General features: G+C 31.7%; 23 protein-coding genes. 21 read left to right on the top strand and 2 right to left on the bottom strand.

What is annotated here, in order from left to right; all coding sequences use genetic code 11:
- Positions 1–65: 65 nt before the first annotated feature.
- Together Q1A01_RS19830 and Q1A01_RS19825 are read right to left on the bottom strand one after the other, a co-directional pair.
- Positions 66–836 (bottom strand): class I SAM-dependent methyltransferase, encoded by a 771-nt coding sequence (locus tag Q1A01_RS19830; protein WP_299684348.1) that lies wholly within the window; start codon positions 834–836, stop codon positions 66–68.
- Positions 837–1,034: 198 nt separating this feature from the next.
- Complete coding sequence (locus Q1A01_RS19825) at positions 1,035–2,948, bottom strand: ABC-F family ATP-binding cassette domain-containing protein (RefSeq protein ID WP_299684346.1); 1,914 nt, start codon at positions 2,946–2,948, stop codon at positions 1,035–1,037.
- A gap of 236 nt (positions 2,949–3,184) precedes the next feature.
- On the opposite strand from Q1A01_RS19825, the gene Q1A01_RS19820 reads away from it, so the two are divergent.
- The 21 genes from Q1A01_RS19820 (at position 3,185) to Q1A01_RS19720 (ending at position 26,588) form a co-directional block, all read left to right on the top strand.
- Positions 3,185–3,976: a polysaccharide biosynthesis/export family protein gene (locus Q1A01_RS19820; protein ID WP_299684344.1), complete on the top strand. Its 792-nt coding sequence runs from the start codon at positions 3,185–3,187 to the stop codon at positions 3,974–3,976.
- A gap of 3 nt (positions 3,977–3,979) precedes the next feature.
- A complete protein-coding gene (locus Q1A01_RS19815; RefSeq protein WP_299684342.1) occupies positions 3,980–6,439 on the top strand; it encodes a polysaccharide biosynthesis tyrosine autokinase in 2,460 nt (819 codons plus the stop codon).
- 24 nt (positions 6,440–6,463) lie between these two features.
- Positions 6,464–7,330 carry an ABC transporter permease gene (locus Q1A01_RS19810; protein WP_299684340.1) on the top strand — a complete coding sequence of 289 codons (867 nt, stop codon included), beginning with the start codon at positions 6,464–6,466 and terminating at the stop codon, positions 7,328–7,330.
- Positions 7,331–7,334: 4 nt separating this feature from the next.
- Complete coding sequence (locus Q1A01_RS19805; RefSeq protein WP_299684338.1) at positions 7,335–8,153, top strand: polysaccharide pyruvyl transferase family protein; 819 nt, start codon at positions 7,335–7,337, stop codon at positions 8,151–8,153.
- Positions 8,150–9,415 (top strand): ABC transporter ATP-binding protein, encoded by a 1,266-nt coding sequence (locus Q1A01_RS19800; RefSeq protein WP_299684336.1) that lies wholly within the window; start codon positions 8,150–8,152, stop codon positions 9,413–9,415. The genes Q1A01_RS19805 and Q1A01_RS19800 overlap by 4 nt, the downstream gene beginning before the upstream one ends.
- Positions 9,405–10,862 (top strand): HTTM domain-containing protein, encoded by a 1,458-nt coding sequence (locus Q1A01_RS19795; protein WP_299684334.1) that lies wholly within the window; start codon positions 9,405–9,407, stop codon positions 10,860–10,862. Before Q1A01_RS19800 ends, Q1A01_RS19795 begins: the two co-directional genes overlap by 11 nt.
- Positions 10,863–10,996: 134 nt before the next feature.
- Positions 10,997–11,704, top strand: a complete 708-nt coding sequence (locus tag Q1A01_RS19790) for a WbqC family protein (protein ID WP_299684332.1) — start codon at positions 10,997–10,999, stop codon at positions 11,702–11,704.
- The gene (locus Q1A01_RS19785; RefSeq protein WP_299684330.1) at positions 11,694–12,335 is read left to right on the top strand and encodes an acetyltransferase; all 642 of its coding nucleotides are present in this window, start codon (positions 11,694–11,696) and stop codon (positions 12,333–12,335) included. The genes Q1A01_RS19790 and Q1A01_RS19785 overlap by 11 nt, the downstream gene beginning before the upstream one ends.
- Positions 12,332–13,462 carry a dTDP-4-amino-4,6-dideoxygalactose transaminase gene (gene rffA, locus Q1A01_RS19780; RefSeq protein ID WP_299684328.1) on the top strand — a complete coding sequence of 377 codons (1,131 nt, stop codon included), beginning with the start codon at positions 12,332–12,334 and terminating at the stop codon, positions 13,460–13,462. Before Q1A01_RS19785 ends, rffA begins: the two co-directional genes overlap by 4 nt.
- A gap of 2 nt (positions 13,463–13,464) precedes the next feature.
- Positions 13,465–14,646, top strand: coding sequence for a hypothetical protein (locus tag Q1A01_RS19775; RefSeq protein WP_299684326.1), 1,182 nt, complete (start codon positions 13,465–13,467; stop codon positions 14,644–14,646).
- A complete protein-coding gene (locus Q1A01_RS19770; RefSeq protein WP_299684324.1) occupies positions 14,627–15,340 on the top strand; it encodes a class I SAM-dependent methyltransferase in 714 nt (237 codons plus the stop codon). Before Q1A01_RS19775 ends, Q1A01_RS19770 begins: the two co-directional genes overlap by 20 nt.
- Complete coding sequence (locus tag Q1A01_RS19765) at positions 15,337–16,464, top strand: glycosyltransferase family 4 protein (protein ID WP_299684322.1); 1,128 nt, start codon at positions 15,337–15,339, stop codon at positions 16,462–16,464. The genes Q1A01_RS19770 and Q1A01_RS19765 overlap by 4 nt, the downstream gene beginning before the upstream one ends.
- 18 nt (positions 16,465–16,482) lie before the next feature.
- On the top strand, positions 16,483–18,009 hold the full coding sequence (locus tag Q1A01_RS19760; RefSeq protein WP_299684320.1) for a DapH/DapD/GlmU-related protein: 1,527 nt from the start codon (positions 16,483–16,485) through the stop codon (positions 18,007–18,009).
- Between the two features lie 24 nt (positions 18,010–18,033).
- Complete coding sequence (locus tag Q1A01_RS19755; RefSeq protein WP_299684318.1) at positions 18,034–18,855, top strand: glycosyltransferase family 2 protein; 822 nt, start codon at positions 18,034–18,036, stop codon at positions 18,853–18,855.
- A gap of 108 nt (positions 18,856–18,963) precedes the next feature.
- Positions 18,964–20,190: a glycosyltransferase gene (locus Q1A01_RS19750; protein ID WP_299684316.1), complete on the top strand. Its 1,227-nt coding sequence runs from the start codon at positions 18,964–18,966 to the stop codon at positions 20,188–20,190.
- An 18-nt stretch (positions 20,191–20,208) separates the two neighbouring features.
- On the top strand, positions 20,209–21,156 hold the full coding sequence (locus Q1A01_RS19745) for a glycosyltransferase family A protein (protein WP_299684314.1): 948 nt from the start codon (positions 20,209–20,211) through the stop codon (positions 21,154–21,156).
- 54 nt (positions 21,157–21,210) lie between these two features.
- Entirely contained in the window at positions 21,211–22,188 is a 978-nt protein-coding gene (locus Q1A01_RS19740; protein WP_299684312.1) for a glycosyltransferase, read from the top strand.
- Between the two features lie 70 nt (positions 22,189–22,258).
- Positions 22,259–23,341, top strand: a complete 1,083-nt coding sequence (locus Q1A01_RS19735; RefSeq protein ID WP_299684310.1) for a glycosyltransferase family A protein — start codon at positions 22,259–22,261, stop codon at positions 23,339–23,341.
- 17 nt (positions 23,342–23,358) lie between these two features.
- Complete coding sequence (locus tag Q1A01_RS19730) at positions 23,359–24,462, top strand: glycosyltransferase (RefSeq protein ID WP_299684308.1); 1,104 nt, start codon at positions 23,359–23,361, stop codon at positions 24,460–24,462.
- Positions 24,463–25,605, top strand: a complete 1,143-nt coding sequence (locus tag Q1A01_RS19725) for a hypothetical protein (RefSeq protein WP_299684306.1) — start codon at positions 24,463–24,465, stop codon at positions 25,603–25,605.
- Between the two features lie 23 nt (positions 25,606–25,628).
- Positions 25,629–26,588, top strand: coding sequence for a glycosyltransferase family 10 (locus tag Q1A01_RS19720; RefSeq protein ID WP_299684304.1), 960 nt, complete (start codon positions 25,629–25,631; stop codon positions 26,586–26,588).
- The last annotated feature ends 8 nt before the right edge of the window (positions 26,589–26,596 follow it).

The following is a 26,596-nucleotide window of genomic DNA, read 5'->3' as shown; positions in this document are numbered from 1 at the left end:
ATGAATACTTTTTTCGCTTTAAGCGAAAATATATAAAAAAATAAAAGAGAAAAAGAGTTAGCTATCTATAATTTAATAGCAAAATGTTCTTTGTGTTGCTCTTTCCTAAAGAAAACAAATCCTACCCAAAAACAATCTATTGTGACTGTTACTTCAGAGAAATCTTTAATAAGATTCCATGCTTTTGTCATTTCTGATGACCAATGGATATCATCAAAAACCCATATAGTTTCGTTGGTGATGGTTGGTAGTAAATCTTGTGCATATTGTAGCGTGGCCTCTTTAGAGTGATTTCCATCAAAATAGACAAGGTCAAATTGTTTTGAGTGTTGTTTTTTTATGCTTTCGCGAAATTCTCCGATGATGATATTTACATTATTAATATTAAAATGCTGCAATTGCGTTTTAGCTATTTGCGCTGTTGCTGGGCATCCTTCTAAACTAATAACTTTTGAATTAGAATTTAAAGCTAGTGCAATAGTGCCCATACCTAAAGAAGTTCCTATTTCTAAAATGTTTTTTGAAGAAAAATAATTAGTTATGCTATATATAAGTTGCATTCGTTTTATGGAAGCTCCTGCATAGCGTGCAATTTTTTTTACAGGTCTCTTGTTTGAAGAAAATACACGAGATCCAGCACCATAATCTGTTACGGATATTATTTGATCATTTTTTAAAAGGGTATTTCTATACTTTAGTAATAGGTGATAAATATTTTGGTTTGGGGTGTCTTTGAGACATTCTTTTTCAAATGAAAATACAAAAGGAGAATGTATTCCATGAAGATGAAATGTTTTAGGAAGCCATTTGAGATATGTTAGTATTTGATGTAACACTATCTATTTTTTCGTCTTAATATTTCTCAAATCTCAAATCTCAAATCTCAAATCTCAAACCCAATACTTATGTTCTAAGTTGTGATTTGTAATTTACAACGAGAAGGAGTTTGTGAGTTTTTTATTTTTATTTTTATACTTAACACTTAACACTTAACACTTAACACTTAACACTTAACACTTAACACTTAACACTAGTTATTCTTCCATCTTTGCAGAGAGTTCAAACCAACGTTCTTCTTTTGTCTCTATACTTTTTATAATTTCATCTAATGCAATAGAGGCTTCTGTGATTTGATCTTGTGTTAGGTCTGGGTTTAGGAATTCTTTTTCTTTTTCAGTTTTATCTCTTTCTAATTGAGCAATCTCACGTTCTAACTTTGTATGTTCCTTTTGTTCTTGGTATGTAAGTTTTCCAGAGTGCTGTTTTTCTTTCCATGATTTAGTGGCAGAAGGAGAAGCGCTTTCTGTGGCATTTGCAATTATTTTTTGATTGGTGGTTTTAGTTGTGGCATCTGTATGATTAAAACTTACATTACCCTCATATGTACGATAGTCTGAATAATTTCCTGGAAAATTGTCAATAATGGCATTCCCTTTAAAGACAAAAAGATGATCTACAATCTTATCCATAAAGTAACGATCGTGAGATACTACAACAAGACATCCTGGGAAATCCAATAAAAAGTTTTCAAGTACATTTAAGGTAACGACATCAAGATCGTTTGTTGGTTCATCCAGTATTAAGAAATTAGGATTTTGTATAAAAACAGTACATAAATATAAACGTCTGCGTTCACCACCGCTTAATTTTTCTACAAAATCATATTGCTTTTTTGCATCAAAAAGGAAACGTTCTAATAATTGTCCTGCCGAGATAATTCTTCCTTTTTTAAGAGGAATAAAATCGCCAAATTCTTTAATAACATCAATTACTTTTTGACCAGGTTTGATATCGATTCCTTTTTGAGTATAATACCCAAATTTTACAGTGTCTCCTACAATGACTTTCCCCGCATCTGCAGGCAAAGCACCCGTCATAATATTAAGGAATGTAGATTTGCCAGTTCCATTTTTTCCTATAACTCCAATACGCTCTCCTGTTTTAAACACGTACTCGAACTGATTTAGTATTTTTAAATCTCCAAAAGCTTTACTTACTTTATGGAATTCAAGAATTTTACTTCCCAAACGCTCCATGTTAATTTCTAATTGGACTTGATGGTCATTTCGTCGCTGACTCGCCTTTTCTTTGATTTTATGAAAATCATCTATACGAGATTTTGATTTTGTAGTACGCGCTTTAGGTTGGCGACGCATCCATGCTAGTTCTTTTTTGTAAAGTAATTTTGTTTTTGCTAATTCAGTAGATTCATTTGCGAGACGCATTTCTTTGTTCTCAAGATAGTATGCATAATTCCCTTTGTAGCTATATAGTTTTCCTTGATCAAGTTCTATAATTTCATTACATACATTTTCTAAAAAATACCGATCATGTGTAACCATAAAAATGGTGAGATTTTCTTTCTTGAAATAATCTTCTAGCCATTCAATCATTTCAAGATCTAAATGGTTTGTAGGTTCGTCAAGAATCACTAAATCAGGTTTGCTAAGTAGAAGTGATGCTAGCGCTAAACGTTTTTTTTGTCCTCCGCTTAATAAAGCTACTTTTCTATCTAAATCGTTTAACTTAAGTTTTGATAGTATTTGCTTGTATTGTGTTTCAAAATCCCAAGCATCCATTGCATCCATAGCCTCAAATGCTTGTTGATAGGCGTCCTGATCTTCTGGATTTGCTAATGCCTTTTCATAGGCAGCAATAGTTTTAACAATTTCATTATCTCCCGTAAATATAGTTTCTTCTACAGTGAGAGATGGAGATAGATTAGGCTCTTGCGGTAAGTACGATACTGTAATTCCTTTACGCGATACTACTTGACCACTGTCTGTGTCTTCTATGCCAGCTATAATTTGTAGCATAGAGGTTTTTCCAGTACCATTTTTTGCTACAAAGCCTATTTTTTGATCTTTATTGATACCAAAAGAGATGTCTTTAAATAAGGCATGTTCTCCAAATGATTTTGATATTTGTTCAACTGAAAGGTAATTCAATACGTATATGTTTTAAAATTTGAATGTAATCTTAAAATGTTCTTTCAAATTTTTGTTCTTAAATGCTGTAATAAGGAGTTTTTATAATATTGCTAAAATACCTAATCTATAAATAGCATTGCAAATAATTTATCATTGCTTTTTAGAAGATATTAAGGATAATATACGTTAAACCTCTATGAAAGTTTCATTATTAACGATGAACGCCTATATTTGTTATTCATAACCTTAACCTGATGAAATACCCAGCTGTGCTTTTATTGCTCGTTATCCTTGCGAGCATTTCTTCCTGTATACCTACCAAAAAGCTTACGTATCTTCAAGAAAATACTGAAAAAGCTAATGACAGCATAATTAGTCTGCATTTACAACAACAGCCCTATAGAGTTCAAGTAAGTGATGTTTTAAGTATTCGCTTGAAAGCTTTAGATCAAGAACTTGTTGAGTTCTTTAATCCTATTGGTTCAGGATCTACAAGTTTAGACGAAGGATATTATTATGACGGTTTTGCAGTAGATAGGCATGGTAATATACGTATGCCAACATTAGGAGAAATAAATGTATTAGGACGCACTACTGAAGAAATACGAGGTATTATAGAGCAGCGACTACTCAAAGACTATTTTGAAAGAGAATCAGATCTTTTTGTAACTGTTAAACTTGCAGGGATACGTTATACAATGGTAGGAGAAATATCAAGTCCTGGAATTAAAACAGAACTCACAGAAAAATTATCTGTGATGCAGGCTATTGCAAACTCAGGTGATATTCCAATTACAGGTGACCGTACAGATGTTATTATTATACGACAATATCCAGGAGGACAAAAAGTCCATCACATAGATCTTACCACTATTGATGCCATGAATTCTCCATATTATTATGTACAACCTAATGATATGATTGTTGTAAATCCGTTGCCACAAAAGAGTTTTGGTTCAGGTACAACGGGTCTTGATACTTTTAGAACGATACTTACGGTAGTGACAGCACTTACCACAACGATATTATTATTTACACGTCTATAAGTTATGGATGAAGATTTTGACATACAAGACTCGGGTAGTTTTTTTGACTTTAAAGGGTTTTTACTTAAAGTACTGAGTTTTTGGCCACTTTTTATAATCTGTTTAGCAATTGCATACGGAGTTGCGTATTACAACAATATAAGAAAGCAGCCAGTATATAGACTTAGTAATATGATCTCTATAAAAGATGATCAAAACCCTTTATTTACCGGTAATACAAGTCTTGTGTTTAATTGGGGAGGAACTACAGATAAAGTACAGACAAATATAATTCTCTTCAAATCCCGAACACATAATGAAAAAGTAGTTTCTTACTTACAATATTATATTAACTATTTAGAACAAGGTAAATACAATTTAATAGACGTCTATGGTAAAACGCCATTTAAGTTTCAGTTAGATGATACTAAAGGACAAGTCTATAATAAGCGTATTACAGTAAAAGATTTAGGAGATGATCTCTTTGAGCTTTCGATTCCTTTTACGAGTAATAGGGCAAGGCTTTATAATTACAGTACATATGAATATCAAAATGCTTCAGTCCCTACTCCAGAATTTAGAGAAACTGTACGATTAGGAGATACTTTAAATTTTCCATTTTTAAAAGGAGTATTTCAAGCTACTGACGTATTGCCTAGAGCTGGAAAAGAATACTATGTGAGTTTTGGTAATTTTAATAGTGTTGTAATGCGTTACCAAGGTATTACCATTTTGCAAACTCCAAGAGGTTCTTCTATTCTGGAATTAAGTCTTTCGGGTACTAATAAAAATCGTATAGTAGACTATTTAAATGCGTCTGTTATTGTAAGAGAAAAGGATCAGTTAAATCGTAAAAACCTATTTGCTACTAATACTATAAAATTTATAGATAGTAGTTTGGTAGATCGTAATGAAGATTTACAAGATGTTATAGACGAACTTAATGAGTTTAAAAATAAAAATATAGACGTTGCCTTAAAAGGAGGTTCTGCTACATTAACTGAGAAGTTAAAGCAATACGATAATAAAAAAGAAGGATTACAACAACGCTTGTCTTATTACAGAATTTTAGAAGATTACCTTACATCCAGAACTGATTATAGTAGTGTGCCTGCTCCTTCTGTATCAGGAATAGAAGAGCCAAATATTGCTTCAAGTGTAAGTAAAATAATAGCATTATCTGTAGAGCGTAGTGATTTACGATATTCAGCTAAAGAGGGGAATCCAAAATTTAGAGAGATAGACCGAAGTATTGATGCTGAAAAGGAAGTGCTTCTTGAAAATATAACATCATCTACAGATATTATCAATACAGAAATTAGACAAGTCAATAGTGATATTAGTGCGGCAGAGTCCGAATTACGTACGTTTCCTCAAGAAGAACAAGAACTTGCAAATATTCAACGAAAGTTTACCTTGAGTCAAAATGCATATAACTTGTATTTGTCAAAGCGCAGTGAAGCTACCATTATTAAGGCTTCTAATGTTTCAGATATTCTTTTTATAGATGAAGCAAAAGATGTAGGAGGAGGGCAAGTAGGTCCTAACACACGCCTTAATTATATTATAGCAACGATAGTAGGAGGAGTAATTCCTCTGGTGTTGGTTTTCTTACTGGTGTTTTTTAATACCAAAATCGGAACACCAGATGAGATCAAAAAATTATCAAAAATCCCTATACTAGGTGTTATAGGAAAGAGTAAGCATCGTAATAATTTGGTGGTGAGAGATCGTTCTAGGTCTTCCATAGCAGAAGCCTTTAGAGGAATACGTTCTAGTTTGCAATTTATGTATCGCAAACAAGATATAGAAGGTGCAAAAACAGTACTAGTTACTTCATCGGTAAGTGGTGAAGGAAAAACATTTACATCTATTAATATTGCATCTGTTTTCGCTTTAAGCGAAAAGAAAACTGTACTAGTAGGTCTTGATTTACGGAAGCCTAAAATATTTGATGATTTTGAAATATCTAATGAAGTAGGTGTTGTTAACTATCTAATAGGTCAAAATGCGGTAGATGAAATTAAACAAGAAAGTGGTATTCCGTATCTAGATATTATTTTATCAGGTCCTGTGCCTCCTAATCCTTCAGAATTACTGTTAAGTGATGCTATGAAAGAGTTTATGGAAGAGTTAAAACAGAACTATGATTATATTATTTTAGATACGCCTCCTGTAGGCCTTGTAGCTGATGCACTTGAAATTATGAATTATGCAGATGCTTCTTTGTATATGATACGTCAGGGGTATACTAAAAAGGGAATGTTAGGATTGATTAATGAAAAACATTCAAAAGGAGAGATCAGTAATGTAAGTTTTGTCTTAAATTATTTCCAAAGTAAAGGAAAGTATGGCTACGGTTATGGCTATGGTTATGGCTATGGTTATGGAGCATATGGTAATGGTTATCACGATGATGGTAAGAGCATGTCATTCTTTAAACGTTGGCGCAGAAAAATGAAGAGAATGTTTAGAAGAAAATAATTAAAACCTGTTAATTATACTATTTTGAATAAAGTGAAAGATACAGAGTGGTTATATGAAATAAAACCCAAAGGCAAGTTTATAGATCTTAATTTTAAAGAGATATGGCGCTATCGAGACTTGTTGGTATTATTTGTAAAACGTGATATTGTTACAGTATATAAACAAACCGTATTGGGACCTTTATGGTTTTTGATTCAGCCGTTATTTACTTCTGTGATTTTTACATTGGTATTTAATAATGTAGCAGGAATAGATACAGGAACAGTTCCTTCATTTTTATTTAATCTTTCAGGAATAACATTATGGTCTTATTTTAAACAATCATTAACAAATACATCCTCTACATTTACAACAAATGCTAATCTGTTTAGCAAAGTGTATTTTCCTCGTTTTATATCTCCCTTATCTAAAGTAACATCAGGATTGTTTAAATATGCAATTCAACTCCTTATTTTTATTGTATTTTTTCTTTACTTTTTATTATATCAAGGGAAGGAGATAGGTGTTGGTCATACTATCTATTTACTTCCAATTGTGATTTTAACAATGGCGATGTTAGGGCTAGGTGTAGGAATGATTTTAAGTGCATTTACTACAAAATATAGAGACTTTAATATTTTTATTTCTTTTGGAATACAACTCTTACTTTATTTGTCTGCTGTGATGTATCCATTAGCTTTGGTAAAAGAAAAATTATCTGAATATTATTGGGTCGTAGAGTATAATCCTGTAGCGCAGGTTATAGAGTCGTATCGTTATATGCTATTAAATACAGGAAGTCCTAATCTAAAAGGATTGTTTTTAAGTTTTGGACTTAGTATTGTGCTACTTTTAGTGGGACTTATTATTTTTAATAAAACAGAGCGAACGTTTATTGATACCGTATAATAGTATGAGACAAGAGATTCCTCTTTTTTATTGGTCATCTAAGATTTTTGAAAATAAAAATCAAGAAAACTACGGAGACATACTCTCTGCTCAAATAGTCTCTTGGGTGAGCGGAAAAGAAACTTCTTTTTATAATGCACCTCAGAAAAAAAAGAGTTGGTTTAAAAAATCATATTTGATGGCTATAGGAAGTATCATGTCCTATACTCAGCCCAAGGCAACTGTTTGGGGAAGTGGTATTATATCTAGAAAAGATCAATTTTCTAATGCTACATTTTGTGCTGTTCGGGGTCCGCTTTCGCGAAAGCGTATACTTGAACTTGGATATACATGTCCCGAAATATATGGGGATCCAGCTATTTTGTTGCCAGACTTTTATCAACCCACAATAGAAAAGAAATACGAATATGGGTTTATTCCTCATTATGTAGATCAGGATATCGTGTCAGAATGGTATAACGATAAAGATAAAGTAACAGTACTCAATCTTATTAATGATGATATATTCTTTATCACTGACCGTATGTTGGAGTGTAAAAAAATAATAAGCTCTTCATTACATGGAGTTATTGTTGCACAAACATATGGTATTCCAGCTATCTGGGTGCAGTTTTCAAATAAATTGAGTGGTGATAATGTAAAATATGCCGATTATTTTTTATCTGTTGGAATCACACCTTATACCCCCGTATTTATAGATGAAAAGAAACCGTTAGATGCTTATGAGGCAATTTTTTCTGAGGTCGACGCAGTACCAGATGCTAAAAAAATAAAAGAAGTACGCACAGCACTTAAAAATGCATTTCCAAAAGAATTTCTATGAGTGATATTATATTAAAAATAGAAAATGTATCCAAACAATATCGATTAGGACTTGTAGGGCTAGGTACACTCTCTCATGATCTTAATAGATTTTGGCATAAAATAAGAGGTAAAGAAGATCCGTATTTAAAATTAGGAAGTGTCAATGATCGAAGTGCAAAAGCGAGTTCTCAATATGTGTGGGCATTACAGGATATTAATTTTGAAGTAAAACGAGGAGAGGTATTAGGAATTATAGGAAGAAATGGCGCAGGAAAATCGACACTTTTAAAATTATTATCTAGAGTAACAGCACCTACAACAGGAACTATTAAAACCCGTGGACGTATAGCAAGTTTGCTAGAAGTAGGAACAGGAATGCACCCTGAGTTAACAGGTAGAGAAAATATCTTTTTAAATGGTGCCATACTAGGAATGACCAAAGCTGAAATTTCAGGTAAAATAGATGAGATTATAGCCTTTTCGGGATGTGAGATGTATATAGATACCCCCGTAAAACGTTATTCTAGTGGGATGCGCGTTCGTTTAGGATTTGCAGTTGCGGCTTTTCTAGAACCCGAAATATTGGTGGTAGATGAGGTGCTTGCTGTAGGTGATGCAGAGTTTCAGAAAAAAGCGATTGGAAAAATGCAAGATATTTCCAGTTCTGGAGGAAGAACCGTACTTTTTGTAAGTCATAATATGTCTTCTGTAGAAGCCTTGTGTACAAGAGTGATTAGTCTTAAAAACGGTGCTATTTTAGATGATGGAGATCCAACTGAAGTGATTCAAAATTATCTAAAATCAGACTTTTTATCCAATAGGAGTTTTGAGTTTTCTGATTTGGAATCTGCCTATGGAAATGATAAGGTTAAGATTGTAGCAGGAGCTATTGAGAATGGAAGTTCTGTACATAAAGATGATATTATAGATGTGACATCAGAAGTCAATGTTAGAATAAGAGTGGTTAACTTAACTAAACAGGAAAGATTATCCGTTGGGTTTAACTTAATGACAATAAAAGGAGATGTAGTCTTTGGCACTGGTAATAAATTTGATTGTGCCCTTTCTAAAGAGACAGAAGTGGCTGCAGAAATACCAGCCAATTTTTTAAATGATGAACATTACCAAATTCATATGTATGTTCATACAAAAGATATGCAAATCCTATATTCAAATAAAGAGTTTTTACAATTTCAAGTAAAAGATGCTAAGCGTGAGTTGGGGTATTTAGGAAAAATACAAGGTTTAATTAGACCTAAAATCAAATGGAATGTTGAGTAGATTGCACCTTTTATTTACAAAAAATATTTCTCCTTCAGGGTTAAGTTTATTTCGCATATGTTATAATACTGTTCTGCTTTTTGAAGTATTCTTTATATATGAGTATAAAGAATTTATTTATGACCCTATTCCTTTTATAGAAGTTTCAGACCTTCAATTAGGGCCATCTATTTTGATATGGATGGGAGTTGTTGTGTCTATGATCTTAGGATATAAAACAAGATACATGGCAATGGCCAACTATGTGTTTACACTCATTTTTATATCCTCTAATAATAATTTTGAATATCACATGCATTGTATTTATACCATCATGAATTTTTTAATGATATTTATGCCGTTAGATGAGAATTTGTCATTGGAGCGTTTTTTCTCTGATAAAAAGAGTAGAAAGGTTCCCGTGTTTTTTTATTCTATACCTTTGTTTTTTGGTATTGGGATGCTCTATTTTGATTCTGTTTTCTTTAAATTTAAATCTGAAATTTGGATGACAGGCATGGGCGTCTGGTTACCTGCGGTGATTCCACAAACAACATTATTAGAACCTAATTGGATGTTAGATCAACGATGGTTAATGTTGATATTAGGATATTATACACTTGCTTTTGAGACTTTATTTATTTTTTTAATATGGCATAAATGGTCTAGACTATATGCAGCGATATCAGGAATATTGTTACATATAGGTATTTTTATTGTTTTTCCAATTCCTCTTTTTGCCTTAGGAATGATCGCGATTTATATTTTGGCGTTGCCTGTTGGTTGGATTGATAAAATAATTTTAAAGTTTACGAAACTTGAATTGTCTGATGAGCCTTTTAAATTAAAAAATATAGAAATAAAATCATTTAAGATTTTATTTCTAGTATTAGTATTACTTCAAGCGAATGTAACATTTAATCATAATTCTGGATTGAGTGATTATACCACTCGTTTGTATAATAAAATAAAATTACGAAGCTTAAAACGATATACGGCAAGAGTTAAAAATTTTTCTATAAGAGCCTTTGGGATAGGGCCTCATGGCGTTTTTATAGATCATCATTTTGAAAACTATAATCATATCGTAGCAGTAAAACATATTGGAAAAGAAAATGAGACTTGGTTACCTTATGTTTGGGAAAATGGAGCTCTTAATGAAGACATTGTTAAGGGTCCCAATTGGGCTTATATATACTTTAGAGTGAATAGTCCTACTATAGATCAGCAAGACTTTGAAAATGGAATTATGAGATTGACTGCAGATTGGGCTGCTAAAAATAAGATATCGCTAGATGATACAAGTTTTGAAATACTCGCGAAAAGAATAGACTTACCAGAAAATTTTCAGTGGGAAAAAGGATATATAGAAAAACAAAGAAAAGTACCTTGGAAATCTGCTGGTCAGATAATATGGAAAGATAAACAAGCTTCTTTTCAAATTAAAATTATAGAAGATATTTATTAAAGGAATAACTTATTGTGGGGTATGTGAAAAATAATTCAAGTAATAAACAGAATTTATTAAGTCATATATCATATGAATGTTATGAATCATGGTTTCTTAAGAAAAAAGATATATTGTATAAAGTAATCTAAAGTATGAGTAAACGTCTTTTTGTTATACAATCAAACTATATTCCTTGGAAAGGCTATTTTGATGCTATTAATAGTGTAGATACTGTCGTTATTTATGATGAAATGCAGTACACTAAAAATGACTGGAGAAATCGTAATATAATAAAGACACAGGCTGGTGTGCAATGGCTTACGATTCCAGTTTCGTTTAGTGGGAAATTTGGGCAAAAGATTAATGAAGCTCAAATATCTAATGATATATGGAGAAAAAAACACTGGAAAACAATAGTACAAAATTATAATAAGGCGCCTTATTTTCATCTTTATAAAGATATTTTTGAAGAGCTCTATTTAAGAAATTCTTTTTCATCATATCTTACAGATATTAACTTATTATTCATTCAAACTATAAATGAAATATTAGGTATAGAAACTGAAATTATAAGGAGTAAAGATTTGATGTTGCAAGGAGATAAAAATGAACGGTTAATAGGTGTCTGTAAACAACTAAAAATAACAGATTACCTTTCTGGTCCTGCAGCCAAATCATATATGGATGAACAAGCTTTTGCAGATAATCAAATTAATGTTTCTTATGTTGATTATTCAGGATATCCTGAGTATAATCAATTATTTGAAGATTTTGAACATGGTGTTAGTATATTAGACCTTATATTTAATACTGGGGAAGAAGCAATACATTACATGAAAAGTTTTAAGAATGAAACGTAAAATAGCTTTTGTTGGTTTTGGAGCACTTGGATTACAATTGTTTGAATTCTTAAACGAAGAATCAGATATTAATGAAGATGCTTTGTTTTTTGATGATATTAAATTTGAAAATAAAGACGAACGATCATTTCCATTTAAAGATTTTTTAAATGAAACGTTTAAAGAATACGAGTTTTGTGTTGCTCTTGGTTATAAAAATTTGAACGTTAAAAGAGATATTATTTTACAGCTTAAAAAAGCAAATAGAAAATTAGTTACTTTTATTCATCCATCTGCTTTTGTTCATCCAACTGCTGAAATAGAAGAAGGAGTCATAGTCTATCCTATGTGTAATATAGATCAAAACGTGATTATTCATTCAGGAGTATTACTTAATAATACTGTGACTATTAGTCATGATTCTACTATAGGAATGGCAACATTTATAGCACCTGGAGCTATCATTAACGGAAATATTAAGATAGGTTCAGGAACATTTATAGGGTCAGGTAGTTTGATTTCAAATAGTGTTGGAATTGGAGCAAATGTAATTGTCGGTATAGGAACGGTTGTGACATATGAAATACCTGATGATAGCTCAGTTGTAGGAAACCCTATGAGATTTCTTAAAAAAAAGATGAACCTTTTATGATCCCTTTCAATAAACCATATCTAACAGGTAACGAAACTTTATATATCAATGAAGCTGTAGCTTCGGGTAAGATTTCTGGGAATGGAAATTTTACACAAAAGTGTCAATCATTTTTTGAAGATACGTACGGTTTTAAGAAATGCTTGCTAACGACTTCTTGTACTGATGCGCTAGAAATGGCAGCATTGTTATTGAATATTAAGCCAGGAGATGAAGTCATTGTTCCGAGTTATACATTTGTTTCTTCAGCATTAGCATTTATTCGGGAAGGGGCTAAGATCGTATTTGCAGACTCAATGGATTCAAATCCTAATATTGATGCACAAAAAATCGAAGGCTTACTAACAGAAAAGACTAAGGTAATAGTAGTTGTACATTATGCGGGTGTCGCCGTAGATATGGACCCGATTATGAAGCTTTCGCGAAAGCATAATTTTTATGTCGTAGAAGATGCAGCACAATCTATTGACTCTTATTATAAAGGAAAAGCATTGGGAAGTATAGGACATCTCTCTGCATTTTCTTTTCATGAAACTAAAAATATAATTTCAGGAGAAGGAGGAATGCTCGCTATCAATGATGAAGCTTTAATACCAAGATCCGAAATCATATGGGAAAAAGGAACCAATAGAGCTTCTTTCTTTAGAGGAGAGATTAATAAATATGGATGGGTAGATACAGGGTCTTCATTTTTGCCATCTGAAGTCATTGCGGCATTTTTATATGCACAACTAGAAAATATTGAAAGTATACAAAAACAACGTTTACATCTTTGGAATACTTACTATGATGGATTAAAAGAATTAGGCGATGCGGGTAACGTACAATTACCTTTTATTCCGGAATATGCTACAAATAATGCGCATATGTTTTATTTGATATGTAATACGGCCCAAGATCGTAATGAATTGATTCAACATATAAGAAATAATGGTGCACATGCAGTTTTTCATTATTTAAGTTTACATAAAAGCGACTATTATTTAGAGACTAATGAAACGGCATCATTACCCCATTCTGAAAAATATACAGATTGTCTCGTACGACTTCCTTTCTATTATGAATTATCAGATCAAGAAGTACAATTAGTGATACATGCAATTCATTCTTTTTTTGAAAAAAAGTAACAATGTCTAAAAAAACAAAAATAGTATGGGTTGTTTATGACTTTGTTCAAGCTGGTGGACAACGATATGTGTATGAGATATGTAAAGCATTAAATAAAGAAAAATTTCAAGTTGATGTTTTAAAAGTAAGCCCCTTTAATAGTGATGTTAATTTTAAAGAAGAATATTATTATCAACCAACGCTTGATGTAGGGTGCGAAATACTTTTTTTAAACGATTTATTGGTCAAAGAAAAAAAAGCAATTTCTTTTTCTCATAAATTAAAACGAAAGATGAAGAAAAAACTTCATCTAGAATCACAAGAACCATCACATATAAAAGCGAGAAATAAGGAGATCATTCTTAGTTTATTAGATAGATATGATGTGGTGAGTTTCTCAGGAATTGGTGTATACAATAACCTATGTATTAGCCGAGAAATAACCATTAGTCATGGACTTATTCATTTATTAATGGGGAGGTTTCAGGGAGAGAATATCTATAAGAGTTTTGAAAAAGATGCGCATTATAATTTTGTATCTGGCTTTGAATCTGATATATTATCTAATGAATTAGAAGAGTTCTCACAGTATAAGCATACGTATTACCCTTTAAGTATGGAATGCAATACTTATGTGAAAAAGAATACTGATACTACTGAAAAAATAACCATAGCAATTTTTACACGTCTTAGTCGAATGAAGCCATTAGATCCGTATTTATACGGTTTTAAATTACTTTTAGAAAAAGGACTAGATGTACACTTGAATATATATGGTGGAGGAGATCCTGAAGAAATAGGATTATTACGACAACTTGATTATATGTATATAAGAGATAAAGTAACTTTCTGCGGTCATACGTCATCGATTAAAGAAACGCTTCTTCACGATACCATTGATATTGCTTGGTTTCAGGCAACCAATCAGCAAATTGCAGGCTATGCGGCTATCGAAGTCGCACTAGGCGGACTCCCTCAAGTATTATGGGACTTTGCATATAGGGGAGGAGATGCTGAAGAAGGAAGAGTTTTTCCAAGCTTTACAGATATAACAGCTTTTGTAAACTATAATTATGAAGTATTACAATCTTCTGAAAAGCTGCATAAGTTAGCTGTAGTGCAGCAGAATTTCATTTTGAATAAACACAGTGTTGCCAAGACAATTTCTATCTTAGAAAAACTTTATGAAGAACATGGGAAATGATTTTATAAACATACCCTTTGAAATAAAAAACCTTGATAGGTATTATATTAGGACCTCTATATTTAATGCTCTTAAGAGATCACTTCCTAAATTAGAAGGAACGCTGTTAGATATAGGATGTGGTAAAATGCCATATCGAGAGTATATTTTAAATAATAGTCAAGTTGAAAAATATGTAGGTTTAGATATAGAGACGGCAATTGCTTATGATACATCAGTGCAACCAGACGTAACTTGGGATGGTGAGGTAATGCCTTTTGAAGATAATAGTTTTGATTGCGCATTTGGGACAGAAGTACTTGAACATTGCCCAGATCCAGATAAAATTTTAAAAGAAGTTTATAGGGTATTAAAGCCTGGAGGAGTGTTCTTTTTTACAGTCCCTTTTTTATGGCCATTGCATGAAGTGCCTCATGATGAGTATAGATACACGCCTTTTTCACTAAAAAGAAAATTAACGGCAGTGGGGTTTCAAACAATAGAAATACAAGCAACAGGAGGCTGGCATGCATCAATGGCTCAAATGTTAGGGTTATGGGTTCGTAGAAGTATGATTCCAAATACTAAAAGAAAGGTATTATCTTTCCTATTAAAACCAGTGATCAAGAAATTGATTAAAATGGATCACAATAGAAAAATAGATTTTAAAGAAAGTCAAATGATCACAGGACTTACTGGAATTACGCGTAAATGACAAAAAAACATAAAAATATTGCTCTTTTTTCTCCTAATGAAGCTGTGTATTCAGAGACGTTTGTATACGCCCATAAAACAATGTTAGATGGAAATGTTTTTTATTATTATGGAACGCGTAAGGATATTAAATTAGAGAACTCTACGATGAATTTACATCATAGTTCGTCCTCATTATTAACCAAAATATCACGTAAACTTAAAAAACCAGATACAAAATACCTCAGATGGTCAGTTCTTATACAATCAATGATTACTAATGATATTGATGTCATATTAATTGAATTTGGACCTCATGCACATAACTTATTACCATTTTTAGAGCAAGTAGACATTCCTTTTGTTGTACATTTTCACGGTTATGACGCCTCTGTAGATAGTGTTATAAAAGAATGTGATAATTATTCAGAAGTTTTTGAACGTGCTGCTTCGGTCATTGTAGTCTCTACAGAAATGAGAGAGAGGCTTATTAATTTAGGGTGTGAAGCTTCAAAAATAACATATACGCCTTGTGGCCCTAATGATGCATTTCTAGAAGTAACCCCTACATATACTAAAAAACAATTTGTGGGGATAGGTCGTTTTGTAGATAAAAAAGCGCCTTATTTTACGATACTCGCTTTCGCGAAAGCATTAAAAGAAGTACCAGATGCAAAGCTTCTTTTAGCAGGTAATGGTCCGCTATTAAATACTTGTCAAAATTTAGTAGCATATCATCAAATGACAGCTGCAGTTTCTTTTTTAGGAATTATTAAACCAGATACATTTAGAAATATACTTTCTGAATCTAGAGCATACGTGCAGCACAGTATAACAAGTGATATTGGTGATATGGAAGGAACACCAGTGGCCATCATGGAAGCACAAGCTTCTGGTCTTCCTGTAATCTCTACACGACATGGAGGCATAAGAGATGTGATTGTAGAAGAAGAAACAGGTCTTTTATGTGATGAAAAAGATGTAGACGAAATGGCTAAATTAATGATCAGACTATTAAAGAATAAATCTGAAGCAACTACTATGGGACAAAATGGAAGAAAACGTGTTTTAGAAAAATATACGATTTCCCATCATATTCAAACCATAGATGAAGTTCTCGAAAATGCTATCTTACAATATAAATAAGTGTCAATATTTAACATTATGCCAAGCCCAATAGTTTTATTTGTATATGATAGACCCGAGCATACACTGCAAACACTAGAGGCGCTTAAAAATAATGATGGTGCTAATGAATCTATACTTTACATCTACGCAGATGGCCCTAAAGACAACGCTAGCACTAAAAATATTGAAAAGATAGAAGAAACAAGACGAATTCTTAAACAGTCAAAGTGGTGTAAAGAAGTTCATATTATAGAGCGTACTTCAAATATTGGATTGGCTGCAAATATTATAGATGGCGTTACTACCGTTGTAAATAAACATGAACAGGTAATCGTTTTGGAAGATGATATTGTTACTTCCAAAGGATTTTTAAACTATATGAATGATGCATTACAATTCTATAAGGACCATAAAGAAGTAATGCATATTTCAGGATTTATGTATCCACATAAAGAAACATTGCCAGAAACTTTTTTCTTTAAAGTAGCATTATGCTGGGGATGGGCAACTTGGAAATCGTCTTGGAATCACTTTAATACAAGTGCTATAGACTTGTGGAGGGAAATTAAAGATAAAAACTTATTGCAAGAAGTAGATCAATTTGGAAGTGATTATCTAAGCAGTCAGTTAGCTCATAATATTTCAGGCCGATTAAATACGTGGTTTGTAAAATGGCATGTATCCGTAATTCTTCAAGGAGGATACACTTTATACCCCTCAGTTTCTTTAGTGAATAATATAGGATTTGATAATACAGGAGTTCATAATGGCGCCACCGATGATTTTGAAAATAAAATACTGGCGCCTACTATTGCCGTAAAAGAAATAACCATAGAAGAAAACAAAACAGCTGCTCGCAGTATTGTTGAATTTTATAAGAAAAATCGAACCAAACCCTTACAAAAGAAGAACCTAAAGAAAAAAATAAGAACATTCATTAGGCGTGTTGGATTCAAGTTTTTTCCTGAATTAAAAAATGCTAAGACGACAACAGTAATCACATCAAGTATACAAAGCTATTTAGGGAAAAATGTGAAATTATATCCTGATTATAAATTGAATAATACGATAATAGGTAACTATACATATGTATCCTACAATGCTACAATTAATAATACCATTATAGGAAAGTATTGCTCTATTGGACCTAATTTAATTTCAGGTTGGGGAATACATCCTGTAGATGGAATTTCTACGCATCCTATGTTTTACTCTACTAAAAAACAAAATGGAATTAGCTTAAGTAAAACCGATAAGATTCAAGAAACAAGCCCTATTTATATTGGAAATGATGTTTTTATCGGGATGAATGTTACGATCCTAGATGGAGTTACTATTGGTGATGGTGCTGTTATCGGAGCTGGGGCTGTTGTTTCTAAAGACATACCACCTTATGCTATTGCCGTAGGAAACCCTATAAAAGTTGTAAAATATAGATTTGAAGATGCGATAATTGAAAATTTGTTAAAATCTAAGTGGTGGGATTTTAGAGATAGTAAAATAAACTTAGTAGAAAAACACTTTTTTGATGTAGAAACATTCATCAAAAATATAGATACATAAAAACAAGCCTTAAGAACCTATAATTTGAAAATTTCAATTATAACGATAAATTACAATAATGCTAATGGCCTGAAGAAGACATTAGAAAGTGTAGCATGCCAAACCTATACAGATATACAACATGTTATTGTTGACGGTAATTCTACAGATGGAAGTAAAGATGTGCTTCAAGATTATGGTTTTGCAAGTACTATCAAAATTTCCGAACCAGATACAGGTATTTACAATGCCATGAATAAAGGGATTAGAAATGCTTCAGGAGATTATTTATTATTCTTAAATAGTGGAGACTCCTTGCGAAGTGAAAGTAGTATTACATCAATGGTTCCTGTATTAAAAGGAGGGAAAGATATGTATTATGGAGATTTAGCGATGCAATCAGAAACATCTGAAAAGATCAGAAAGTATCCAGATACCTTAAGTTTTTATTATTTTTTTCATGCAGGTAGTTTGCCGCATCCATCACTGTTTTTTAAAAACACATTGTTTAAAACAGTAGGTCTCTATAAAGAGAAATTTAAAATAGTTGCAGATTGGGATTATTATGTAAACGCACTTTTTAATCACAATGCTACGTATGAACATGTAGCTATAATAGTTTCTAATTTTGATACCTATGGTATCTCTAGTACTTCAGAACATCAGAAGGTAGTTGCTGAAGAAAGAGAGATGAGTTTAAGAGATAATTTTACAAGATTCTATTCAGATTATGAGGAGCTACAGGTTTTAAAAAAAGAGAAGCATAGCAGACTCATTAAAGCAATGCTTAGGATTAGTAAAAATAAATATGCTTTTAAAATTTTCACCATCTTTACAAAAATGCTTTCAAGGATATTGAAAAAATAAATAAAGGTTTAAAGAAAGAAATTTGTGGCTATAGTTGAAATACTAAAACCATATAGCAAATACATCAAGAAAGATATATAAGTAACCAACGTAATTTGTAATTCTATTTTGAATAAAGACATTGTATTTATAGTATCTGAGTTTCCTTTAGTTTCTCAAACGTTTGTAGTTTCTAACGTTGTAGCAGCTATTAAGAAAGGCTATGATGTACAGGTACTAACATCACAATTACATGCCGTTGCTGAAAGTGCTCAAAAGGATATTATTTCTACTTATAAGATACTAGATAAAACATCATGTTTTACAGAACCTATCAAAAAGAAGGAACGCTATACATTAGCATTTAGATATTTATTAAATCCTAAAACTGCTTATTATTTTATTAAGTATGCCTTCTTAAAAAAAAGAAAGATATCATTAAGCGATATCTTTTTAATAAACTATTATAAACCTTATAGAAAAGCAAAAGTAATCCATGTACATTTTGCAGATGCCGCAACTTTTATTACGCGTCTTAAAAAGATTGGGTTTTTAAAATCTAAGATGATGATTACTTTTCATGGGTATGATGCATATTTTAAAAATGAAAAAGAGCAAAAAGGATTACGCGATAAGTATAAGATATTATTTGAAGTTTCAGATAAAGTAACAATTAATACACCGTATTTAAAAGAAAAAGTAGCTTCCTTGGGATGTCCGTCTGCGATATTAGAAACAATACCTGTAGGGATACATACAACGTATTATAAACCCACTATGTACCCTAAAGAGATTCCAAGTAGAAACTCAAGAATAAACCTATTAAGTATAGGACGTCTTATAGAACTGAAAGGACACCGCTATGGTATTTTAGCAGTAAAAGAATTAGTAAACAAAGGATATCATCCACATTATACAATTATAGGTGAAGGAGTTTTATTTCAAGAGTTAACTCAACTAATTAAAGACTTAGCATTAGAAAAAAATGTTTTATTATATGGAAAAGGAACACAAGAACAAGTAAAAGAACATCTAGAGCAAACCGCTATATTTTTAATGACTTCTATAACAAACGCTAGAGGTAGAGAAGAGGCGCAAGGTGTTGTTACAATAGAAGCTCAGTCTATGGGAGTGCCAGTTGTGGGCTTTGATAGTGGAGGGGTGTCATATACAGTTCCTGAAAAAAACAATAGGTTAGTTCCTCAGAAAGATGTCTCACGTTTAGTAGAAAAAATTGAAGATTTAATTGCTGATAAAAAGAACTATCAATCTATGAGCATAGAGGCTAGAAAGTGGGCGGTAGATCGCTTTGATATTTCTCATATGATTGACAACTATTATCATAATATGCTATAATCGTTTTATATTAAGTAGATGAAAGCAACACCATTAGTGAGTATTATAATTCCTGTATATAATAGAGCCGATATTGTAGGGGAAACACTTTTGTCTATTCAAAAGCAAACGTATGAATACTGGGAATGTATCGTAATAGATGATGGGAGTACAGATACGACGATGGATGTTGTTTCCGCTTTCGCGAAAGCGGACTCAAGAATCACCCTACATAAACGTCCAGATGCATTACCTAAAGGAGCAAATGCGTGTAGAAACTACGGATTCTCTATAAGTAGCGGAACCTATGTAAATTGGTTTGACAGTGATGATCTAATGGTAGCTACTAAATTAGAAAAACAACTAGCATCTATACGTACTACAAATACGGTATTTAATGTATGCCAAACAATGGTATTTGATCATGCCACCAAAAAAGAACTAGGACTGAGATCACAACATATTATTTCGGAAGATTTTTTTAATGATTTTATTGTAGATAAAATTAAATGGCTTACCCAAGCACCGCTTATAGAAAGTTCTTTTATCAAAACACATAAAATCACTTTTGATGAACAGTTGCATCGATCTCAAGAGCGTGATTTTTTTATAAAAATACTTGCAGTTCTCGAAAAATACGCTACTATTGATGAGCCATTAGTATATCTAAGAAAACACGATAATTCGATTTCTTATGGAAAAAGAACGGATACAAAAGATAGTTCTACATTTCAGGTAAATTGGAATACATATGTAAAACATTCGGCAGCACTTACAGATCAAACAAAGAAGTATTTAATCAAATTAATGAAGCACGGTATAAGAGAGCAAATAATAATTAAAAATTTTACATTAGCTAGGAAATTTTATAAAGCATTATTAGAAAGTAAAGCACCTTTATCTGTTGGATATAAACTTAAGGTGCAACTAGCTTTTTGTACTTATTTTTTATGTAATAAAGGATATTTTTTATTGAAAGATGAGTAATTTCCTATCCTCAAATTCTGATATGTTTTTTACTGTCAGAAAATAAGTTAGTCTATGCGTAAAGGAGTAAATCCAGAAAAACTTAAAAACGAAGCCAATCACCACTATAGGCATCGTATTATTATGCCTGTTTATATTCCAAATATAGAGGAAGAGTATTATAAACAAACGGTAGCCGTTTTTAAGCATTCTCTGAAAAGCCTTGTAGAAACAATTAATCCAGAGACAACAGCTATTACAATAATAGACAACAATTCTATTGCAGAGGTTGATGCCGTCATAGCCTCTTACAAGGATCGTATAGATAAGAAAGTAACGTATAATGAAAACAAAGGGAAGGTATACGCTGTATTAAATGAAATGCGATCGTGTTATGAACCTTTTGTGACCTGTACAGATGCAGATGTGTTATTTATGAAAGGATGGGAAAAAGCCGTATTCAAAATATTTAAAGATCATTCTAAAGCGGGGGTGGTAGCTCCATTGCCTTCTCCTAGTCATGGGCTCAAATACAATACATCACTTTTCTTGAATACTTATTTTTTGGGTAAAATGGGGTACAAAGATATCGTAACACAAGAGGATCTAAATTTATATGCAGAAGGGATTACAAATAATTACATGTTAAAAAGGAGTAATGCCCGGTATGATTGGAATGAAAAACAATATTATTTGAAAGGAGATCAACCTGCCATTGTGGGATCAGGACATTTTGTAGCAACGTATAAAAGTGTTCTTTTTGATAAGAAAGGAGCATTTCCTAAAATGAAATTTGCAGATGGTTACGAAAAGAATTTTATAGATGTTTTGTCAGACGTTTTTGGTTTGTATCGATTATCTACCGTAGATACTTTTGCTTATCATATGGGAAATAGTTTAGATCATAACATAGAAAAGTTAGAACATAGATCTGGAGAAAAAATACGTGATTCAGAATTTGAAGGCATTAAGACCAACCATTCTAAATCGCTTATACCTTATGCGTTTAAAGAAACCTTATTTAAAATATTTAAGAAAATAGTACTGAAATAAGGTTGTGAAGAATTCAACTAGAAGTCATACTACTTTTATGTATAAAAAAGATTAATTAAAATATACAATCATGAATTTGACCATTGTTATTCCTAATCGGAATAGAAGTATGTCTACTGTAAAACGTACACTTAATACTATTGCTCAGCAATTAAATGGGCAAGTGAAAGTTGTTGTTGTAGACTACGGAAGTGAGTCAATGTATCAAGATGATCTTCAAAGTTTTATAGATTCATTAGAGAAGGTTTCTTTAATTAATTGCCCAACGCAAGGTCAGTTATGGCAAAAAACACGCGCTATAAATATTGCTTTAAAATTATGTGATACACCCTATTTCATGGTGGCCGACATGGATATGTTATTTCATCCTAATTTTGTAACCAAAATTCAACACTATATGCGTCCTGATGAGGTGCATTATTTTAAAGTTGGAATTCTTACAGAAGAAGAAAGTAAACTTGAAAAAGAATTTGAAACATATCAGGTAAAGTTCTATACAAATGAAGAAGCGACCGGAATGACATTATTTCCTACTGCTATTCTTAAAGGAGTGAATGGTTTTGATGAGTTCTATCACGGTTGGGGATCTGAAGATACAGATGTTCATGTGCGCTTACGTAATCAAGGAATTCCTGTTCATTTTAACCAAGATGAAGCATTATTATTACATCAATGGCATCCTAAATTTTATAGGTCTAAAGAAAGTACAGCACCTTATCATCACTATTTAGAACGCGTGAATTATGAGTATATTAAGCTTTCGCGAAAGCATAAAAAGATACAATCCAATATAGGGAATGAATGGGGAGTTCTTCCTGATGCGTTAAAATATAAAGCTTTAGATACACCCGATACGACAGTTCAATGTACAAGTACATTAAATGCAATTACAGCACTTTGTTTTCAGCTCTCTGAAGGTGTCTGGAATGGAGTTGTTCAGTTTGTTGTGCAATTACATCCAGAAGCAACATCTCTAAAGACAACGATTAAGAAAATCGCTAAAAAGAAAACCCCACAATTTATAACGCTGGAAGAGGCAAATAGCATGCTTCTAGAGACGATCATAAAGAATCATCGTAATATTCCTTATAACTATTCTTTTAATAGAACTAAAGAAATTATTGTTTGTACCATGAATCTATCATCACTATGAGAATATTAATGGTGTCCATGAACTCTATACATTTTCGTCGTTGGGTTTCTCAATTGGAAGATAGCAATCACGAAATCTATTGGTTTGATATAAAGGATCAAGGATATATCTCATCTTTATCTTGGGTCAATCAAATTACAAATTGGAAAAAACGTATCTTAAAGAAAAAAGGCAGGTACTTTATAAAACGCAAACTTCCATACCTGTATAAGAAGTTGTCTAATGTTTTTGATATACCTGTAGAAACTGCATTTTCAAATGCCTTAAGAGAAATACAGCCTGACGTAGTGCATAGTTTTGCTTTATTTATAGGATGTAAGCCTATTTTGAGTGTTATGGAAAAGAATAAAAATATCCCTTGGTTGTATTCTTCTTGGGGGAGTGATATCTATTTTAGAGATAATAAATTAGGAGAAGCTTCTTTTATTTCACAAGTGTGTAAGCGCTTAGATTATGCAATTACAGATTGTGATAGAGACAAGCATATCCTTATAAAAGAAGGCTTTGTGGGAGAGCATTTAGGTGTTTTTCCTGGAGGTGGAGGATATCCTAAACACATGCCTTCTAAGAAAGAAAGAAAGAAAAATAGCTTTATTATAAAAGGGTATCAAGATGAACATGGAAGAGCATTACCAGTAATAAAGGCACTCTTAAGATTAAAAGATAAGGGAGATACACTTTCTATTTTTGTCTTTGGTGTTTCAGATGAATTTTATAAGCTTTTAGAAAAAGAAAATTTAATTGCAATCAAGGAGGTAACGATACGAAAGAAAATGCATCATAAGGAATTGTTAGAAACAATGGAAACTCACGAATTTTATATAGGAAATAGTATTTCAGATGGGACTCCTAATACAATGATAGAAGCTATTATGTCGGGGTGTATCCCTATTCAATCTAACCCTGGAAATGCTACTGCAGAGATAATAGAAGATACCGTAAATGGATATTTAATAGAATACCCAGAAGATGTAAATCATATAATGCAGGTAATTAAAAAGGCAATTGAGAATAGAATATCTAAAAAAGGAATTATACATAATGAAGATTTAATCAATAATCGTTTCAATAGAGAAGTCGTAACCCGAGAAGTATTAAAAGCATATCATACAATAAAGTAAATGAAACTATCAGATATTAAATTAAAGTCTAAAGGGACATTTAAAACATTATCTTGTTTTATAGACACTTTTGAAGATAGCATGTCATTTGAGTTGTCTCATTTTGATAATTCTCACGAACATTTATTATATGATAGTTTTGTTATCGCTTGTATACCATTAATGATAGCAAATAAGGAATCATTATTGGTAGATGGTTGTGTAGATACTGTTCTCCTAAAGCAACTTAATACTGTTGTTTTACCAATGCTTTGTAAACTCTACAATATTGAAGATACGATATCTGTTAAAGCATCAAAGTCAGTATTGGTTAAAACAAAAGGTAAAGAATGGGTTGTAACGGGTCTTTCTTGTGGTGTTGATAGTTTTACTACAATTAAAACACGTACACAAAAAAAACAAAAACTCGATGCACTCACTTTTTTTGATGCAGGCTCACACGGATTGTATGGAGGTAAAATAACACAAATCAATTATAATTATCGTTTAAATAATGTAGAAAATACAGCAAATAAATTGAAGTTACCACTGGTTAAAGTAAGATCTAATAACTACAAGTTTACTTCAGAACTGTTTCAAGAATGGCATAGTTTTTTAAACCTCTCTTGTGTTTTTGCAACTGGAGGATTAATTAAGAAGTATTATTATGCATCTGCTTATACTAAGGAAAAGAGTGTGATGAAAGCTGGTGATACTAGTAATTTTGATCATTATATTTTGCCAGAGCTTTACACCTCATATTTGAAAGTAACATCGAGTGTTACAGAGTTAAATCGAGTAGAACGGACACGATTTATACAAGATGATGCATTAGTTCGACAGCATTTAGATGTATGTACAAATTCCATAGAAGCTTCTAATATCAAGCGCCAAAATTGTACTTCTTGTGCTAAATGCTTGCGCACCGCGTTAACATTAGACAGTCTTGGAGTAATTGAAGAATTTAACAATGTCTTTGATTTGAAGCGCTATCATAAAAATAAAAATAGATATATCGCATCGCTTTTAAATAGTAAAACTATAATTGATATAGAATTAGTTGATCATTTAAAAGAAGAAAAAAAAATACATTTTAAACATTATCTTTTAAGTATATACTTGCAATTTAAAAATACACTCAAAAAAAGATATGTATCATTATAAACTACTTTTTTCTTAGAAATGTTATGAGCAGAGATATTAAAATTTTTACCGTAGGAAATGTTAAATACACACCTATTGGGGGCTTTCATAAAATGGATATTCCTTATTTAAATGCAAATGGAATCTATGTCACAAAGTCAATTAAGGAAGCAGATATCATTGTTGCTCAAAATAGGACGCATCTGAAGAAATATTTTATAAAATATCCAAACTCTAAGAAGTTCATGATTTGGACCAATGAGCCGCGTTTTGATACGCATCATAAAGAAATAAAGAAAGAACTTTTTGGTTTTGTTGATTGTCATATTATGAATATCTATAATCAGAACGTTTTTACGAGTACGTTGCCTATGAACCTAAAATTCTTTAAAAATAAGATAGCTACATTACCTTCTGATTTTCAAATTGAAAACCGTAAGACAATAGGTTTAATGTCTTATTATAAAGGACTGAATACCGAAAAAATACTTATTAATGGAGAAGATGTTGACCTAATAAAAAAACGTACTGAAATTGCTCTTTATGGTCATAAAAATGGATTTATGGATATTTATGGAAAAGACTGGCCAAATGGTATTTCAAAAGAAGATAGTCGAGATGGTGATTGGGTTTCTAGAAAAAAGATATTATTGGATGCATATTATTTTAATTTAAGTTTTGAAAACACAACGTCTCAAAATTATATTACAGAGAAAATATGGGATAGTATAGCTAATTATTGTCTTCCCATTTATTATGGAAATAATGGTATTTATGAATTATTTCCTGAAAACAGCTTTTTAGATTACCATAAAATTAAATCACCAGATAGGCTTTTTGACAAAATACAGTCAATGAGTACTAAAGAATATACCGAAAGAATGAATAAATGTATTGAGACATATCAAATGTTTCAAGAAAAAAATGATACATTTTTTGATGACCAAAGACGTATACAACTAGACGCGATAACAGAAAAGATTCATTATATTATGAATTCTTAAAATTATCT

This window comes from uncultured Dokdonia sp. (assembly GCF_947492815.1).
Lineage (GTDB): Bacteria > Bacteroidota > Bacteroidia > Flavobacteriales > Flavobacteriaceae > Dokdonia.
The sequence above is the reverse complement of the archived record's forward strand: the minus strand, read 5'-3'. Positions and strand labels throughout refer to the sequence as shown.

Bases quoted from the DNA above. Each gene is read 5' to 3' on its own strand.
- Q1A01_RS19820 (WP_299684344.1), top strand. From the start codon at position 3,185: ATGAAATACCCAGCTGTGCTTTTATTGCTCGTTATCCTTGCGAGCATT.
- Q1A01_RS19815 (WP_299684342.1), top strand. From the start codon at position 3,980: ATGGATGAAGATTTTGACATACAAGACTCGGGTAGTTTTTTTGACTTT.
- Q1A01_RS19805 (WP_299684338.1), top strand. From the start codon at position 7,335: ATGAGACAAGAGATTCCTCTTTTTTATTGGTCATCTAAGATTTTTGAA.
- Q1A01_RS19800 (WP_299684336.1), top strand. From the start codon at position 8,150: ATGAGTGATATTATATTAAAAATAGAAAATGTATCCAAACAATATCGA.
- Q1A01_RS19795 (WP_299684334.1), top strand. From the start codon at position 9,405: ATGTTGAGTAGATTGCACCTTTTATTTACAAAAAATATTTCTCCTTCA.
- Q1A01_RS19790 (WP_299684332.1), top strand. From the start codon at position 10,997: ATGAGTAAACGTCTTTTTGTTATACAATCAAACTATATTCCTTGGAAA.
- Q1A01_RS19785 (WP_299684330.1), top strand. From the start codon at position 11,694: ATGAAACGTAAAATAGCTTTTGTTGGTTTTGGAGCACTTGGATTACAA.
- rffA (WP_299684328.1), top strand. From the start codon at position 12,332: ATGATCCCTTTCAATAAACCATATCTAACAGGTAACGAAACTTTATAT.
- Q1A01_RS19775 (WP_299684326.1), top strand. From the start codon at position 13,465: ATGTCTAAAAAAACAAAAATAGTATGGGTTGTTTATGACTTTGTTCAA.
- Q1A01_RS19770 (WP_299684324.1), top strand. From the start codon at position 14,627: ATGAAGAACATGGGAAATGATTTTATAAACATACCCTTTGAAATAAAA.
- Q1A01_RS19765 (WP_299684322.1), top strand. From the start codon at position 15,337: ATGACAAAAAAACATAAAAATATTGCTCTTTTTTCTCCTAATGAAGCT.
- Q1A01_RS19760 (WP_299684320.1), top strand. From the start codon at position 16,483: ATGCCAAGCCCAATAGTTTTATTTGTATATGATAGACCCGAGCATACA.
- Q1A01_RS19745 (WP_299684314.1), top strand. From the start codon at position 20,209: ATGAAAGCAACACCATTAGTGAGTATTATAATTCCTGTATATAATAGA.
- Q1A01_RS19740 (WP_299684312.1), top strand. From the start codon at position 21,211: ATGCGTAAAGGAGTAAATCCAGAAAAACTTAAAAACGAAGCCAATCAC.
- Q1A01_RS19735 (WP_299684310.1), top strand. From the start codon at position 22,259: ATGAATTTGACCATTGTTATTCCTAATCGGAATAGAAGTATGTCTACT.
- Q1A01_RS19730 (WP_299684308.1), top strand. From the start codon at position 23,359: ATGAACTCTATACATTTTCGTCGTTGGGTTTCTCAATTGGAAGATAGC.
- Q1A01_RS19725 (WP_299684306.1), top strand. From the start codon at position 24,463: ATGAAACTATCAGATATTAAATTAAAGTCTAAAGGGACATTTAAAACA.
- Q1A01_RS19720 (WP_299684304.1), top strand. From the start codon at position 25,629: ATGAGCAGAGATATTAAAATTTTTACCGTAGGAAATGTTAAATACACA.